Annotated in this window: 13 protein-coding genes; 4 read left to right on the top strand and 9 right to left on the bottom strand. The window is 49.8% G+C overall.

Annotated elements, in window-relative coordinates; all coding sequences use genetic code 11:
• Positions 1–15: 15 nt before the first annotated feature.
• Both H6F88_RS06610 and H6F88_RS06605 read right to left on the bottom strand, forming a co-directional pair.
• Positions 16–1,878 (bottom strand): NAD(P)H-quinone oxidoreductase subunit F, encoded by a 1,863-nt coding sequence (locus H6F88_RS06610; protein ID WP_190641950.1) that lies wholly within the window; start codon positions 1,876–1,878, stop codon positions 16–18.
• Between the two features lie 598 nt (positions 1,879–2,476).
• Positions 2,477–3,112 (bottom strand): peroxiredoxin, encoded by a 636-nt coding sequence (locus tag H6F88_RS06605; protein ID WP_190641949.1) that lies wholly within the window; start codon positions 3,110–3,112, stop codon positions 2,477–2,479.
• A 270-nt stretch (positions 3,113–3,382) separates the two neighbouring features.
• Here H6F88_RS06605 and ureE point away from each other — a divergent pair, with 270 nt between their 5' ends.
• From ureE to ureG, 3 genes are all read left to right on the top strand, one after another.
• On the top strand, positions 3,383–3,877 hold the full coding sequence (gene ureE, locus H6F88_RS06600; protein ID WP_190641948.1) for an urease accessory protein UreE: 495 nt from the start codon (positions 3,383–3,385) through the stop codon (positions 3,875–3,877).
• 76 nt (positions 3,878–3,953) lie between these two features.
• On the top strand, positions 3,954–4,601 hold the full coding sequence (locus tag H6F88_RS06595; protein WP_347277671.1) for an urease accessory protein UreF: 648 nt from the start codon (positions 3,954–3,956) through the stop codon (positions 4,599–4,601).
• A gap of 68 nt (positions 4,602–4,669) precedes the next feature.
• Positions 4,670–5,290 carry an urease accessory protein UreG gene (gene ureG / locus H6F88_RS06590; protein WP_190641947.1) on the top strand — a complete coding sequence of 207 codons (621 nt, stop codon included), beginning with the start codon at positions 4,670–4,672 and terminating at the stop codon, positions 5,288–5,290.
• A 76-nt stretch (positions 5,291–5,366) separates the two neighbouring features.
• Here the strand turns inward: ureG and infB are convergent, their stop codons facing one another.
• From infB to H6F88_RS06565, 5 genes are all read right to left on the bottom strand, one after another.
• Positions 5,367–8,477, bottom strand: a complete 3,111-nt coding sequence (infB, locus tag H6F88_RS06585) for a translation initiation factor IF-2 (RefSeq protein WP_190641946.1) — start codon at positions 8,475–8,477, stop codon at positions 5,367–5,369.
• A gap of 448 nt (positions 8,478–8,925) precedes the next feature.
• Positions 8,926–9,189 carry a YlxR family protein gene (locus tag H6F88_RS06580; protein WP_190641945.1) on the bottom strand — a complete coding sequence of 88 codons (264 nt, stop codon included), beginning with the start codon at positions 9,187–9,189 and terminating at the stop codon, positions 8,926–8,928.
• A 113-nt stretch (positions 9,190–9,302) separates the two neighbouring features.
• Positions 9,303–10,685 (bottom strand): transcription termination factor NusA, encoded by a 1,383-nt coding sequence (nusA, locus tag H6F88_RS06575; protein WP_190641944.1) that lies wholly within the window; start codon positions 10,683–10,685, stop codon positions 9,303–9,305.
• Between the two features lie 128 nt (positions 10,686–10,813).
• Positions 10,814–11,275, bottom strand: coding sequence for a ribosome maturation factor RimP (gene rimP, locus H6F88_RS06570; protein WP_190641943.1), 462 nt, complete (start codon positions 11,273–11,275; stop codon positions 10,814–10,816).
• A 257-nt stretch (positions 11,276–11,532) separates the two neighbouring features.
• Complete coding sequence (locus H6F88_RS06565) at positions 11,533–13,032, bottom strand: hypothetical protein (RefSeq protein WP_190641942.1); 1,500 nt, start codon at positions 13,030–13,032, stop codon at positions 11,533–11,535.
• Positions 13,033–13,202: 170 nt separating this feature from the next.
• Here H6F88_RS06565 and H6F88_RS06560 point away from each other — a divergent pair, with 170 nt between their 5' ends.
• Positions 13,203–14,093 (top strand): alpha/beta fold hydrolase, encoded by an 891-nt coding sequence (locus H6F88_RS06560; protein ID WP_190641941.1) that lies wholly within the window; start codon positions 13,203–13,205, stop codon positions 14,091–14,093.
• A gap of 151 nt (positions 14,094–14,244) precedes the next feature.
• On the opposite strand, the gene H6F88_RS06555 is transcribed toward H6F88_RS06560, so the two are convergent.
• Both H6F88_RS06555 and H6F88_RS06550 read right to left on the bottom strand, forming a co-directional pair.
• Positions 14,245–15,024, bottom strand: a complete 780-nt coding sequence (locus H6F88_RS06555) for a circadian clock KaiB family protein (RefSeq protein WP_190641940.1) — start codon at positions 15,022–15,024, stop codon at positions 14,245–14,247.
• A 27-nt stretch (positions 15,025–15,051) separates the two neighbouring features.
• Positions 15,052–16,383, bottom strand: a complete 1,332-nt coding sequence (locus H6F88_RS06550) for a type IV pilus twitching motility protein PilT (protein ID WP_190641939.1) — start codon at positions 16,381–16,383, stop codon at positions 15,052–15,054.
• Between the last annotated feature and the right edge of the window lie 155 nt (positions 16,384–16,538).

Genomic DNA, 16,538 nt, shown 5'->3' with positions numbered 1-16,538 from the left:
GATTAAGTCTCCTATTTATTGAGCAAGGGGGAAGGGTAGGCGGATTAGCAGTGACCAACCCATCAGGACAGTGATTACCACAACTCCTAACGCAATCGTTAGCGTATAAAACTGGGTGCGCCCGGAGTTGCCATATTTCAAAGTTTCACCACCAAAAATGGAAGCAACACCAATGAAATTCACAAAGCCATCAACGATGTAGCGATCGCCCCAATCCACCATTCGCGATATCACATCAACGCTGCCAACAATCGTGGAGCGATAAATTCTGGGGGTGTAAAAGTCATACGCTAGCAGGTCACGCAGTGGTCGCCAGAGAATGCCAACCGGCTTAGAGACGGTCTGACCGATGTAGATGAGTCCGCCCAAGCTGATGCCGAAAATGCTCGACCAGATCAGCAGCAGCGCCATGTCTTTGTTCAACACTGCCCAATCAGGTAGGAGTGAGAGACTCTGTAAAATCAGCGGCAGGTGAAGCGTGAAACCAACCAAAATCATCATCGGCAGGACAATCGTCCACAGGTTCTCGGGCGATCGCTCCGTCATCTGCTGCCGCTTGCCAGCAAAAATCAGCCCAAACACACGAGTCACGCTGAATGCTGACAGAGTATTAACCACTAGCAGAATCGCGACCACAACCGGACGAGTTGCCCACAGTCCATCCGCTAATTCCAACATTGCCCAAAAGCCGCCCAGCGGAGGCAGCGCAATCAGCCCTAGTGCACCCACAATAAAGGACAGTCCGGTAATGGGGCGGCGGCTCCATAGCCCACCCATTTGAGTCAAGTCTTGGGTGATGTTGTTTAGCACAATGGAACCCGTACTCATCACCAGCAACGCCATTGCCAGAGCATGAGTCAATACCAGCAGAAAAGCGGCTTCAGTTTGCTGTGCGCCGACCGCGATAAACACCAATCCCATATATGCGCTGACCAGGTAGGATAAAGCGCGTTTGATGTCGATTTGGGCGATCGCAATCAGCGTTCCACCAATCGCCGTCACCGCTCCAATGGCAATCATGGCCGTCAGTGCAAATGGAGACAGCGCCAGCACAGGCTCTAGCTTCACTAGCACCCATGCCCCTGTTGCCACTACCACCGAGTTTCTCAAAATCGTGCTGGGCAGTGGGCCTTCCATCGCCTCATCCAGCCAAAGGTGCAGCGGAAACTGAGCGCACTTACCCATTGGTCCAGCAATCAGAGCGAGCGCAACTAGGGTCGCAACTTTCGGATCAACCTGCGCGGTCTGCGCCCACTGTGCCAACTCATTAAAATCCCAGGTGCCTGCCAGCGGATACAGTGCCAACACGCCCATCAGCAAAAACAGGTCGCCCACCCGCTTTGTCAGGAACGCATCTCGTGCGCCTGTCACCACCAGTGATTGGTTTAGCCAGAATCCCACCAAAAGGTAGGTTCCCAGCGTCAAAACCTCTAGCAGAATGTAGCTAAAGAACAGAGAATTGCACAAAATCAGAGAACACATTCCGGCTTCAAACAGCGCCAGCAGCGCATAAAACCGTGCCCAGCCCCAATCCATTTCCAGGTAGCCAACGGCGTACCACTGCGCCAGAAAGTTAATTCCCGTCACCAGAATGGTTCCGCCAATCGTAATTGCCGAAATCTCCAGCGGAATTGTCAGGTCTAAATCTGCTACTTGCAGCCAGGGAATGAATTGATACTGAGCAGGCTGATTCCAGACTGCTGAAAACGCCAGCACCGCATGAAAAAACGCCACAAGCGTCATGATCAGGTTCACATAACCCGCTGGTCTAGGACCCGTGCGTCGAATCACTGAAGGAAACCAGGCAATCGACAAAAGCATCCCCACCAGCGGATAGCAAGGAATGAACCAAGCTGTTTGAGCTAGGAACTGAAACATCTTTACTATCCTTCAAAGCTTAAAGTTCGGAAACCGTCCCCCCTTTCCAAGAACTCCCCAGGCAATTTGGGCATATAGGGATTTCTATAAGAAATGGGATAACCATCACTAAAAATCTATTGAAAATTAGCTTAACGTAGAAACCTAAAGAAAATGAGAATTGTTTGATAGAAATTTCTTGATGTGAAGTAGAGGTTCTACTTATACCTTGCTGCGCCTTGGGAACGTGACCTGGCGTTGCATGGGCTAAATAGCTAGCAGATGTTGCCGTAGGTTAGGTTTACTCAGCAGGAATTAGTCCCCGACAAAGGCGATCGCCTCTCATCCCAAACCCGTCTGTAGAGTAGCGGAATTGGTAGGGGCGAAACATTTGGTTACAATCCTTGCAACCGAAGCACAATTCTTTTGCCGAATGCTTCGTCCGTACACCCAATAGTGCTTCCTCACGAAACGGATTCCGTATTAGAAATCATCAACGTATCAGAAATCATCAAGCGTATCGCCTCCAGCAAACAGGCTGGGCTTGGACAACAAAAAGACCCTCTTCCAAGTTGGAAGAGGGGTAAAAACTGAAACATTACGGCTCAAGCCTCGTTGCCTACTTGTTAGGCTGAGGCGTTGTGCGTAGGTAAGGCTTAACTTCAGTAACGCCTTTGGGGAATTTTTGCTTTGCTTCTTCGGTAGAGATGGTAGGAACGACCACTACATCATCGCCATCCTGCCAGTTTGCGGGGGTTGCAACGCTGTAGTTATCAGTCAGTTGCAGTGAGTCAATCACGCGCAGAATTTCGTCAAAGTTGCGTCCTGCACTGGGGGGATAGGTCAACGTCAGACGCAGTTTCCTGCTGGGGTCAATGACGAAGACTGCCCGAACGGTAACTTTTGCGTTGGCATTGGGGTGGATCATACCATACAGGTCAGCTACCTTCTTGTCGTCGTCTGCCAAGATGGGGTAGTTGAGCGAGGTGCTTTGGGTTTCTTCGATGTCGCCAATCCAACCTTTGTGAGATTCAACATCGTCAACGCTGAGGGCGATCGCCTTGACGTTGCGCTTGTCAAATTCGGGCTTAAGCTTGGCAACTTCGCCTAATTCTGTGGTGCAGACAGGGGTATAATCCGCAGGGTGAGAGAATAAAATCACCCAGCTATCGCCAGCCCAGTCATAAAAGCTAATGTCGCCCTCGCTGGACTTTTGAGTGAAATTGGGAACCGTATCGCCGAGTTGAAGTGCCATAGCTAACTTCCTGTGATTTTTAATACAGATGCAAAGCGTTTACTTTGCTTATCATGCCATACAAACTCCGGTTATCCGATCGGAGTTTAGATCTTATTTATGATTTTAGCGTGACCAGAAATATTATTAGCCGTAGCTGGGGTGAAAGGTTTACCCATAACAAGCGTACAGGAGAACCAGAGCAAATTTAACCTTTGACTACTTGGTGAGCTTTAGAGCTTTCTAAGAAATGAATAGCTTATCAGAAAAAGATTATTCTGACAGAATTTCATGCTGAGTTTGACGCAACGTTTGCCCGCTGATCCAACTGTAGTGGCTGAGTTTACTTTGGCTCTGACGGCTGAAGAAAGGGTGCGATCGCGCCACTACTTTCACACGGATGAGCAAGATTTTTATCTCAACCTACCCAGAGGCACGGTGCTACAGAACGGCGACCTGTTGCAAACTGAAGCTGATGGTCAAATAGTTCGTGTGAGTGCCAAGCCAGAACCTGTCATGACTGTGACAGCGCCATCCATGCTCGATTTGCTCCAAGCCGCCTATCATCTGGGCAATCGCCACGTACCCCTAGAGGTGACAGCAACTCATTTACGCTTTTCGCCCGATCCGGTGCTCAAAGCAATGTTAGAGCAGCGAGGGCTGCATGTGTCCGAAGATATTGCCCCATTTCAACCGGAAGCCGGAGCGTATGGACACAATCACGCCGCCAATCATCATGCCCATCCCCCATCCGTTCCGGCTCAAGCCCACCACCATGCCCAATGAAACGCAGCTAGATCCAACTATTTCTCCTCCTACCCCTTCGTCCCTGCACTCCTCCACCTCCTCGCTCCTCCACCTGATGCAGTTGGTCAGTCCAGCACTGCCTGTGGGAGCCTACAGCTACTCTGAAGGATTGGAAACCTTAGTGCAGTCCGGTAACTTGCCCGATGCTGAAAGTCTACAGCGCTGGCTGGTTCAAGAATTGCGCTATGGGGCGGTCCGCTTGGAGGGAGCGGTAATGGTGCGAGTTTACCAGGCTGCGACCGCCTCCAACCCATCTAACCTAAACTATTGGAATCAATGGCTCTCAGCCTTTCGCGAAACTGAAGAGCTGCGGCAGCAAAGCTGGCAGATGGGTCGCTCCTTGAGCCGATTATTGCTAGAGCTACAGCCGCCGCTAGAAGGTTTACTCCAAGCCTGTGGGGAACCTTGTAATTTTGCAGTTGCTTTTGCGATCGCCTCTCATTCCTGGCAGATCGACTGCAAAACGATGATCTTGGGCTACCTCCACAGTTGGTCAACTAATTTGGTGAATGCGGGAGTCAGACTAATTCCGCTAGGACAAACAGCTGGGCAGCGTTTGTTGCTAGAGCTTTATGCCGAGATTGAAGCTACAACATCCTCCATCTTAGAAATGAAGGACGAAGATTTTGGCAACTGTAGCTGGGGGGTGGCGATCGCCAGCATGAACCATGAAAGCCTCTATTCCCGCCTGTTTCGCAGTTAGGTTTGCAGTTAGAAATATTGCGTTCCCATAAGCTATCATCTGCAAATTCTCGGTATAAGGGGGAAAGGATGCATACATTTCGAGTAGGAATTGCAGGTCCAGTCGGATCGGGCAAAACTGCGCTGGTAGATGCGCTCTGTAAAACAATGCGCGATCGCCACAACATCGCCGTTGTTACCAATGACATTTATACCCAGGAGGACGCGCAGTTTTTGGTGCGGAGTCAGGCGTTGGAGCGCGATCGCATCGTTGGCGTAGAGACGGGTGGCTGTCCCCATACGGCAATTCGGGAAGATGCCTCGATTAACTTAGTGGCGATCGAGCAACTAGAACAACAGTTTAGCGACCTGGATCTAGTCTTCGTTGAAAGTGGGGGAGATAATCTAGCTTCTACCTTCAGTCCAGAACTGGTTGATCTGACTATTTACGTCATCGACGTTGCCGCTGGCGACAAAATTCCCCGGAAGGGTGGTCCAGGAATTACCAAGTCCGATCTCTTAGTCATCAACAAAATCGATTTGGCACCGCTAGTCGGAGCAGATCTCACGGTGATGGAACGAGATGCCCGTAAAATGCGGGGCGAAAAGCCCTTTGTGTTTACAAACCTCAAAATCCGGCAAGGACTGGAAACGGTAGTCGATCTGATTCAGCTTCACATGGGTAAGAGTATCTCGGTAACAGCGAAATAAAATAACCATAAAAAAGTAGGGTGGGCAATGTACCCACCCTACCCAATTTGGTAACTCTGCTTGTGATAAGCAAAAGTTAGACAGATAGCGATCGCCGCTTGGAGATCAGACGGTAGGTTTCAATAATGTCACCGACTTCCCAAGCGTTGAAGTTGTCTATGCCAATACCGCATTCGTAGCCAGCATTGACTTCCTTCGCGTCATCCTTCATCCGCTTCAGCGAATCCAAGTTGCCCTCAAAGACAACACTGCCGCTGCGACGAACCCGCACCTTACAGTTACGGATTGCTTTACCCGACTGCACATAACAGCCTGCAACTGCACCACGACCCACTGGGAATACTGCCCGAACCTCCACTTGACCCAGAGGTTCTTCCACCATTTCTGGCTCTAGCAAACCTTCCATCGCGCCCTGGATGTCTTCCAACAGCTTGTAGATGATGTTGTACTCACGTACATCTACACCAGCACGGTCTGCTGCTTGCCTCGAACCACTGGCGAGAGTCGTGTTAAAGCCAACAATCACCGCATCACTCGCAGCCGCCAAATCAACGTCTGTTTCTGTGATTTCACCCGGAGCAGAGAGCAACACCCGCACCTGAACCTCTTTCTGAGGAAGCTGCTGTAGTGCTCCCAAAATGGCCTCGACTGATCCCTGTACGTCTGCCTTCAAGACCAGGTTTAGCTCCTTCAGATCGCCTTCCTGCGCCTTCGCTGAAAGCGTATTTAGACTGACCCGTCGGGATGCCATTGCCTGCTGTAGGCGAGACTGACGCTGTTGATCCGTTCGGCTAGAAGCAGTCGATCGCGCCTCCTTCTCATCCAAGAAGACCTCAAACTCGTCACCCGCAGCAGGTACATCGCTCAGACCCAATACTTCCACAGCAAAGGAAGGTGAAGCGCTGTCTACCCGCTTACCTCGATCGTCAATCATGGCGCGGACTTTGCCAAAGGCAGAACCTGCTACCAGGACATCGCCGACCTTCAGCGTTCCGTTCTGAATCAACAGAGTTGCTACAGGACCTCTAGCTTTATCCAGGTTCGCTTCGATGATTGTTCCTCTAGCCGGACGGTCTGGGTTGGCATAGAGGTCTTCCACCTCTGACACCAGCAACAGCATTTCCAGTAGGGTATCCAGGTTTTCACCATTGATCGCGCTCACTGGAACCATAATGGTTTCACCACCCCATTCCTCTGGCACAAGTCCAAACTCGGTCAGCTCCTGCTTCACCCTGTCTGGCTGAGCTTCTTCTTTATCGACCTTGTTGATCGCGACTACAATTGGCACTTCCGCTGCTTTTGCGTGACTAATTGCCTCAATGGTTTGAGGTCTTACACCGTCATCTGCAGCGACGACCAGCACAGCAATGTCTGTAACCCTGGCTCCTCTTGCCCGCATCGCAGTAAACGCCTCGTGACCTGGTGTATCCAGGAAGACGACCTGCTGCGTATTGCCCTCATGCTCGACATCGACGTGGTAAGCACCAATGTGTTGCGTAATGCCGCCTGCTTCGCCCTGAGCCACTTTGGTTTTGCGGATCGAGTCGAGCAGAGTGGTCTTACCATGATCGACGTGTCCCATGATCGTGACCACAGGAGGACGACGCTGGAGGCTTTCCAGGTCGGTCGCATCGATCATTTCGGTGACTTTCTTCGCCTCAGCCTCAGCCTCAGCAGTCTCTACTGTCACGCCCATTTCCTCTGCCACCATAGTCGCAGTGGGAATGTCCAGAATCTGGTTGATGTTGGCGATGATGCCCTTGAAGAAGAGCGCTTTGATAATCTCTGTTTCAGGGACTACCAGCTCCTCAGCCAAGTCGTGAACAGTCAAGCTGCCCGTCAGAATTAGATGCTCTGGACGCTCAACTTTTGCTTCTTCACGGCGATCGCGGCGATAGCTTCTAGAAGATTCCCGCCCTTTGCTCTTTTGAGTTGGGCTAGAAACTGCTACAGGCTTCACCTGTCCTGGACGGCCTTTTGGCTTAGGTGGACGTGCTAAGGACAAGCTGACCTGTACAGGAGAGTCCTCATCATCTGCGTTCAGAACATCTTCCAGTTCTTCTTCATCCTCATCCAGCACAGGCTGGGCGCGGCGCTTCGCTTTGGTTGCTTTTGCCGCTTTTGGTGTTTCTTGCTCTTCCTCTTCTTCCTCCCAACCCTTAGTCCGTTTGGGAACACGAGGCAGAGTGGGTCGCCTTAGCTCATCTAGCGGTCCGGCTACAGGCTCAGTACCAGTTTTGGCCGTTTCAGTACCGTCAGCGCCATCCGATGATCCAGGCGCACCAGGACGAACCGGTTTACGCCGTAGTTCGATAACAGGCTTTGGTTTTGGAGCAGCTTGTTCTTCAGTTTCTGTGATTGGAATCTGCCTACCGCGATCGCCTCTCAGAGCAACCCGTTCTCCTCTCTCAGAGGGGGCTCTAAGCTCAGGTCTTGCTGAGTCAGATGAGCGAACCTCAGGTTGATCGGTTCTAGCCCGTTTTAGCGTTGGTCGATTTGTCAGGTTAGATTGCGGCGGACTCGCAACCTTGGCAGCCGGTCTAGATGGAGGCGCAATGAGGTCAGGCACCTCTTCCTCTTCAAGAGATATCACGACGTCGTCGATCGGCTCAGCAAAAATACTAAGCTCATTAGATTCAGGCACTTCAACTTCTTCAGAAATGCGATCGCGCAGATCCTCTTCTACCTCAGCTTCTTCTACTACAGCGGCCGTTTCAACAGTTTCAGGACTATCCGGCTGTGAACGCTGTGGTCGGCTAGGAGGCCCTGCTAGACGGTTTACAGGGCGTGCAGGAGAGCTAACGGGCGGCGCTGCTGCGTCATCGAATGAGGACGGATCAGAGATTGGTGCCTCAGCTTCCGCTTCTGCTCGCTTGGGAGGAGCCGCTAATGGACGATGACGACGAATTTCAAGAATCTGTTGCTTTTTAACGGGTGGCTGCACGCCAGATTTTCGAGCTTGAGAACCACCATTGTACTGAGCCGACGAATTAGGCTTATTGGCAGAAGAGTGACTGGTGGTGTGCTTCTCGGCAGCGGATCGAATCTGAGCGGCTTCAGCTTCTGTAATAGTGCTGCTGTGGCTTTTGACCGCAATGTTGAGCTGATCGCAAACTGCCAAAATATCCCTATTGTCCAAATTCAATTCCTTTGATAACTCGTAAATTCTCACTTTGCCGTTGTTCATCCACGCTTCCTCTTCGTACCGGACTTGTTGTCACATAATGTTCTGCCGCTCTTTTGATGAAACTACGCTAAATCTACTCAAGCCGTGCATTTAACCTGAAAAGCTACAGATTTTGCTATTTCCATGATCCTACAGATGAAGGATTTTGGGCATATCTTGTAACTTTCTCCCATAGTTCAGACGGCTGCCCTGGAAAAATAAGCAGCTTCTTTTACTATCTTGCCTGAACTTTCAGAAAACTGGTGGCAGCCTCCAACCAGATCGTTAGCAATGAAAAGGCATAGCTATACTAATGCTACACGGTGACTACAGATTACCTCCAAACTGTCTCCGCATTGAATCCATCTGAAGTTAGCTGTAAGTTCAGTGTAATTACCCAAACGAATCTCTACTAGGGGCAGTATGTTACTCAATACATTGCTGATACTGCACTCAAAGCAGATATCACCTAGGACTGGGAACTGGAAGCTGATAGACGTTGCCACAATATTTGATAAATTGTCTCGGGAACACAAGCTTTGAGCGATCGCCCCAGTCGGTTTTTCTTTTGAGCTGTCCGCAAACAGCTTTCCTGCGGACACAGGTAAACTGATCGCCCTTCACCCTGATCTAATTCTACCGTACCAGATGGGTGTACTCTGACAATTCGCCAGAAGCCTGACTTTAGTGCAACCCTGCGGCAGCTCACGCAGCGGCGATAGTTTGGCAACATAACCCCTACCAGATCAATGCAAATAAATTTGCTCACTCCCGGATCATCTGTGCCAGATCATCTATGAGTGAATGAAGGCACATGCTTTGAATAGCCCTAGCGGCCGGGCATATCTATGGTCTAAAATCCGCCTGAGGCCGCTTGATTGCATTATCTGCTTCAACCCCGAATCCGTCTGCTGAGACAGTAGTGGGTTCAGGGGAGGGATCAAATTCTGGCTCTTCCAAGTCAAGATTTTCAGATTCCGATTCTAGTTCTGACTCAAATTCTGATTCCAGTTCTTCATCTTCCTGCCACTCCTCTTCCTGAGCTTGACGGCGTTCTTCGGCTAGAGCTGCCATTTTCTGGTTTTCCGCTTCATAGTCATACTTGGCTGAATCTTTGATGTCAATCTTCCATCCAGTCAAGCGAGCTGCCAAACGCACGTTTTGACCCTCTTTACCGATCGCCAGACTCAACTGATCTTCTGGAACTAGCACATGCGCCTGCCGATCTTCTGGGTTAATGAGGCGTACCTCGTCTACTCGTGCTGGACTGAGGGCATTAGCAATATAAGTGGCGGGGTCAGGCGACCAACGAATTACGTCAATCTTTTCGCCGCGCAGCTCATTTACCACCACCTGAATGCGTGAACCCCGTGCGCCGATGCAAGCTCCTACCGGGTCAACATCTCGCTCCAGGGTGTCTACCGCAATTTTAGTGCGAGGTCCAACGGAACGAGAGGGTGGATTGGCTTCTCGGGCGACTGCGACAATCCGCACAATTTCATCTTCAATCTCGGGAACTTCGGTAGCAAATAGGTCAACGACAAGTCCTGCATCTGCTCTAGATACCAAAAGCTGTGGTCCCCGGTGTGATCCTTCCGAGACGCGCTTGAGAAAGACCTTAAAGACTGCGTTTGCGCGATAGTTGTCGTTCGGCAACTGATCGCGTTTGAGTAGCTCTGCTTCTACTTCAGGTTGCCCAAAGCCGCTGCTGACTGCCATGATTACAGACTGCCGCTCAAATCGCAGCACCCGCGCTTGAGGTAGAACGGTTCCTTCAAGATCCTGGAATTCTTCTTGAACGAGCTTGCGCTGCTGATCCCGCAGCTTTTGAGCGAGTACCTGTTTCGTTTGGATGGCTGCCATGCGCCCAAATTCGCCTTGATCAGGTGTGACATCCAGTACAACAGTGTCACCAAGTTGCGCTTCTGCTGCGACTTCTTGCACTTCCTGAAGAGCAATTTGGTGATCAGGTGTGGTCACTTCTTCCACAATGGTTTTTGCAGCAAGGACGCGAAACCCTTCATCCTCAATGTCTAATTCGACTTCAAAATTGTTGAAATATTCTTCGTCAAAGCTGGCACTGTCGGGGCGGTGGGTGCGACGATAGCGCTCATATCCTTTGAGTAGGGCTTCTCGCAGGGCAGCTTGAACCGCGTGTTTGGGCAAGTTGCGCTCACGGCTGATGCCGTCAATCATGTCTTGAAGTCCGGGTAAGCTGACCATTGACATAGAACTAACCTCCTGCTTTCCGAGTTTTCGGTTTTGTATTTTGTTTAGTGATGGTTCCGTTAGCTTGTTTTAAGTTTTGGGTTCTAAACTTTGGAACCCGAAACTTAAAAGACAAAGCTCAAAACGATTTAAGGACTTTCGTCTAGCTGCACTGTGTCAATCAAGTGGCGTGGAATAGCGATCGCCCGTCCTTTTTTGTTTAAATAAAGTGCTTCTTCATCGCGCCGAATCAACTTCCCAGCCCAGGATTTGTGTCCTTCATGCGGCTCTGTTGTCGTCACAACTACAGGGAAACCCTTAAAGGAAATGAATTCTCGATCGGTCGTCAGGTTACGAGGAATTCCAGGGCTGGAAATTTCTAAAACGTAAGCATCAGGAATCACATTTGCCTCGTCTAAGGCCGCTTCTAGCGCTCGACTCATTTGCTCACAATTTTCCAAACTTACATCGCCCTGAGAATTACGGATATCTACCCGCAAAATGGGCGGATGTTGATTAGTATGAAAAACAGCCGTAACGACCGCTAAGCCCAAGTCTTCGGCGATTGGGGCTGCTAGATCAACAATTTTAGGAATTAAAGGATGAGCCATCTTTCTCTCAAGATGCTGTACAGATATTCTTAGAGTGCTGTACAGGTAAAAATTGCCTGTAATCCATCAAACCGGATTGCGTTGCAATAAAAAAAGTGGGGTCTGGCCCACTTCCACCGAAATGATGTCCAAAATGTGACGAAACGCAGGGTTGCCCTTCATCACTGATAAGTCTAGCGCATTCAGTTCAGAGTTGTCTGAATAAGCTGCTGTAAGGAACTACAGGTGATCAAAGTGGCTCGTTTACTTTAAACAACTTATTTCCTGCCGCCAGTTTGAGTAATTTGGTAAAGCATTTGAGTTTGTTCGCGAAGCTTCTCTACGTCTTCTTCGGCAATCCGTCTAACGTAGTTAATCTTGACTTCATCCAGCCAGACTGCTACTAGAGCTTCAATTTCCTCCAAGGTATGCCCTTTTTGAATTTCAGCTCTAAAAGCTTTGACGGTGTTGTCGATCAAAGTTTGAGTCAGGGCTGCCCCCGCTGGGTCTTCCTGTAGTGAATCAGCGATCGCCCCGTATACAGTTTGATAAAGCTGAGCAATCACCTGCCGGGTCAGTTGATCGGGGAGATCGCCAATTCCAGGCAAGTGCTTGACTCCTTCATAAAGCGGTAACTCTTGTAAAGCTTTGCTGGCGTTGTGGTGCAACAAAGCCTCAACATCCGGTCTGACTTTGGGCAAAACCTGGCAAACCAGAGTTGAGGATAACCGCTTGGAAATTAGGGTAACTTCATCGACCTCGTTCAGGTTAATGTAACGTGGACCTACTTCTGGCTTGAGCAGCGTTCGAGCAATATCTCCTTGCCGAATCAGATTTTGAAGTTGCTCAATTACGCGAATCACGACGATTTCGGTTAGCTCGACCGCGTAGTTAGCAATAATTCCTCGAATAATGCGATCGCGTAGTGGATCAAGGTTAATCAGGTTAGATTGATTGATCCGCGTAGTTAAAGGAATAATTCGCAGGAAGCGCCAAAACGGCAGCAGCAGAAGCACGTCATACCAGCGCCATAGCATTGTATCTAACCAACTGGTGCCTTTGTAGCGGCGGCTGAGATACCACGTTCTAGCTAGAAACTCGACTCCAAACAGGGCAATAAACCAGATGTCGATTTTGATAAATTCATCGGTGGGTCTGCCGTTAAACCCAATGCTGCGATAGTAGTTGCTTTGAATCAGCGGCTCGATACGCTCGTCGAAGAAGCCCATCTGTCGAGCAAAGCCGCTTCTAGCAAGATATTCAGGACTCCAGAAAATAGTAAATGCTTGTTTTGAAGATTCGATTTCCTGTCCAGTCTGGTCTTCAATGTGCCTTCGCATCCGCTCCTTGATCCGTTCCAGAGTGCCTGACTTGTTGGCAATTTCAAACGGATCTTCGTCAACCATTGCTTCACTGCGGCTCTGCAACTCTGACAGAATAGGCCGCATCTGTGGCGATGAAATAGACTGTTCCCCTTGTTGGCGTACCTGCCGCTCTAGCTCATCTACCGCAGCAAGATAAGCTTCGGTGGTGCGGTTTGGCTCAATTCCTTTGAACTGATGACCGTACCAGTCAATAAACCGTGAAGAGCTAATCTGGCGCTCGCTCCAAAGCGTAATCGGCGGAATTTGCCTCAGATAAAAGTCTCTTAATGGAATGTAGCTGTAATCAAACAGCACCAGCGCAAAATTTAACAGCGCGATCGCTGCCATGATGCGTTCGAATAAACGTGCTCTGCGCCGAGCTTTAGTAACTTTAGAGCGTTCTAAGGCTGCCATAAAGAGACTTAATTAGGATTTGACCCATTGTGTTCAAATATGCTGTTTTATGAGCCAAATTACTATCTGCAATCGGTGGGATTTCAGCGCTGCGATAGGATCAACTAGGATCATTTATATTGCTTCACACTAATTCTCAGAATCGCATTTTTCTAAAGTACGCCTAGCTTATGCAAACATCGACCGAAACCCAAACAGGAGCCTATTGGCAGTGGCGAGAACAGCCTATTTACTACGTGCGAAGTGGCGATCGCCATCCTCAAAGACCGCCCCTGTTGCTAATTCATGGGTTTGGTGCCTCCACCGACCACTGGCGCAAAAATATCGAGGGGCTAAGCCGTGATTTTGAAGTCTGGGCGATTGACCTACTAGGCTTCGGACGCTCCGCCAAACCTGACTGGCAGTATAGCGGTGACCTCTGGCGTGACCAACTGCACGAATTTATCACCAATGTGATTGGTCAACCTGCGGTGCTGGCTGGCAACTCTCTTGGTGGCTACTCAGCCCTATGTGTTGCTGCACAACGCCCTGAATCAGCTGTTGGACTAGTCCTGCTTAACAGCGCCGGACCATTTACCGAAATGCAGCTTACCTCCAAGCCTGACCCTTTCAGGCAAACAATGGGCACGCTGATCCAATCCTTTCTGCTCCAGCCGCTACCCAGCTTCTTGTTGTTTCAGTATGTCCGACAGCGCTGGGTAATTCGTCGAACTTTGGAAAGCGTCTATTTAGACAAAAGCGCCATCACGAACCAGCTTGTTGAAGATATTTACCGTCCTTCTTGCGATTCGGGGGCTGCAAAAGTCTTTGCCTCAGTGTTCAAGTCACCTCGTGGCGAAAAAATTGACGTTTTGCTTAATCAACTGACCTGCCCACTGCTACTGCTCTGGGGTGAAGGTGATCCGTGGATGAATGCTAGAGATCGAGGCGCTCAATTTCGGCAGTACTACCCGCAACTGATGGAACATTACCTACAGGCTGGACATTGCCCCCACGATGAGGTGCCCGACCAGGTAAATACACTATTGCGAGAATGGGTGCTGAATCTAGGCGAAAGGTAAAAGGCGATCGCTTTTCTCTCTTGCGAAGACCCGATTCATTGCGTCTTTAAACCTTGTACTGATTCCCTTTAAGGCTGCATATTTTGAAAAGTGCCCCGCGTACCTTTCAAAATGTGCAGCCTTGTGTAGAAACGGTATTACAAACTCAAGCTCAAGAAGTAGAGAGCATTTGCAGAATTTTAGCCGCGTCCTCTAAGTTTCCGGCAATACGTCGAACTGGCTTCGGCCAAACCTTAACCAGGGTTGGAGTAGCCGCAACTTGATCTGCTTCTGCCTGCTCAGGGTGCTTGTAGATGTCAACAACTTTCAGCGTGTAGGGTTGCTGAAGAGATTTTTCTAAGAGCTGATGCAGATTTTGCAGAATACGTTCTGTAGCGGAATTATGTCCTGCAATAAACAACCGCAACACGTAGCCTTGGGAAGGCGGATCTAATTTTTGAGGTGACCAGGAAAGCGCTGTGTGTCTGCTTTCGAGTGAGTAGGAGTGAGGTTCTGCTTGAAGCCGAACGACCAGATCATGCTCCTCCCAAAGCTGGGGAAATTGTTGGCGATAGCTAGCTAAAACAAGCGGGTCACAGAGTTCTTTCTGCCGAGGATCTGCCTCCCAAACTAAATCTTCCATTGCAAAAATCGCATTAAGCAATGCTTGATGGGATAAAACTCGGGGACAAGCCTCTGCAGAGATTTGAATTTGCTGTGTTTTAGGGTCAAGCCAACGGTCAATGGTTGCTGTGTAGCAGGGCAACAAAAAATGGGGAGGCTCAACCAACCCCAGCATCTCCTGCAATACTGAACAAAGTTGCAGATGCCAACGGCTCTGCTTGTGGGGATCGATGCAATACACCAAATCCCCACCTGGCGTAAATAAAGCAATTCCCTTAAAGAGACCTGGGTTCTGAGTTTTGAGTGCTGAATCGGAACTGTAACTCATGACTCAAAACTCACAACTCATAACTCCCTAAACGCGACCGCGCAAGATTTGTGCCATTTCATTGGGTTTAGGCGACATTTCCAGAGCCGTTTCTTCAGTGATCCGCCCTGCTTCGTATAGCTTGTAGAGCGATTGGTTCATTGTACACATGCCGTCAAAGGTACATCTGGGAATAATTGCTTCAACTTCGTCAATTTCCCCACGCCGAATGTAGTCTTTAATTGCGTCCGTGTTGATCATGATGTCGTGGAAAGCAGCCCGTTTGCCGTCCGTGGTGCGACATAGACCTTGAGCGATGACAGCAACCAGAGATTCGGCGATCGCCACCCGCATGGGAGCCTGCTGATCTGGCTCATACAGGCTTAGAATCCGCTCAATCGTCTTCACGGCACTGTTGGTGTGCAGCGTTCCCATAACCAAGTGTCCGGTTTGGGCTGCTTTAAGTGCCGTGTTCACCGTTTCCTTGTCTCGCATTTCACCAATCAGAATCACATCTGGGTCTTCCCGCAAAGAAGACTTCAGTGCCCGGTCAAATTCGAGCGTGTGAATTCCGACTTCCCGCTGTTTGATCAAAGCTTTGCGGCTCTGGTGGACATACTCGATTGGGTCCTCAATCGTGATGATGTTTTTGGGCATCTCCTTATTGATGTAGTCCACCATTGCTGCCATCGTTGTGGACTTACCAGAACCCGTTGGACCTGTCACTAACACTAAGCCTTTGTGATAGTGACAAATGTCTTTAAATACCAGGGGCAGATTCAACTGCTCAATGGTCAGGATTTTCAGCGGAATCAAACGCATAACCAGCGCCGGACCCCTGAGCGAATCGAACAAGTTTACCCGTACCCTGGCAAAGTCGTATTGAGCCGCTCCGTCAAAGTCAAGCGTTTCCTTAAACCGCTTGATTTCCATGTCCGACAGGATTTCTTTAAGCCAACTGAAAAAGGTTGACTCATCCGTAACAGGGTAATCCGTAAGGTCCATTTCACCCCGGTTGCGGAAGCGAGGAACCTCACCCACACCTGCATGGATATCAGAAAATCCTTTATCAAAGGCTTCTTTGACAAGCTGCGCCAAGGTAGGCGAACCAGGCGTGACTTTATTAACCCGCGAACTCTGCACTGGAGGGGGTGCAGCAGGTCGATGTCCTGCTGGCGGTGGCGGCGGTTTCACAGCCGGGGCAGTAGCCTCGTGGGTCATAGGAGCGGTGTTCACCGAAGTAGCTGTAGGGGTCCCCAAAGTTTGAGAAGGCACCTGCGTAGCTCCGGCAGATGCATGGGGCGCAGCCTGTCTCGGGGGCGGGGGAGGGGGAACCCGATGAGCAGGAGGAGGGGTGAGCGGACGCTGTGCTTCTGTCATAAACTACTTCTCAGTGAAAGAGTTTCAGGATGCCTCAGATTTGGTTGAACCAAAGCCGAAACCTACTCTGGGCAATTGAACAAGATGGAGAAATTGAGTGGCTTGCGAGAAGGGAATGCATAACTTCCCCCCTTTATACCTGGTTTTTTACAAAA

Origin of the sequence: Oculatella sp. FACHB-28 (assembly GCF_014696015.1) — a bacterium.
Classification (GTDB): Bacteria; Cyanobacteriota; Cyanobacteriia; order Elainellales; family Elainellaceae; genus JAAUTN01.
This window is presented reverse-complemented; position numbering and strand designations above follow the sequence as displayed.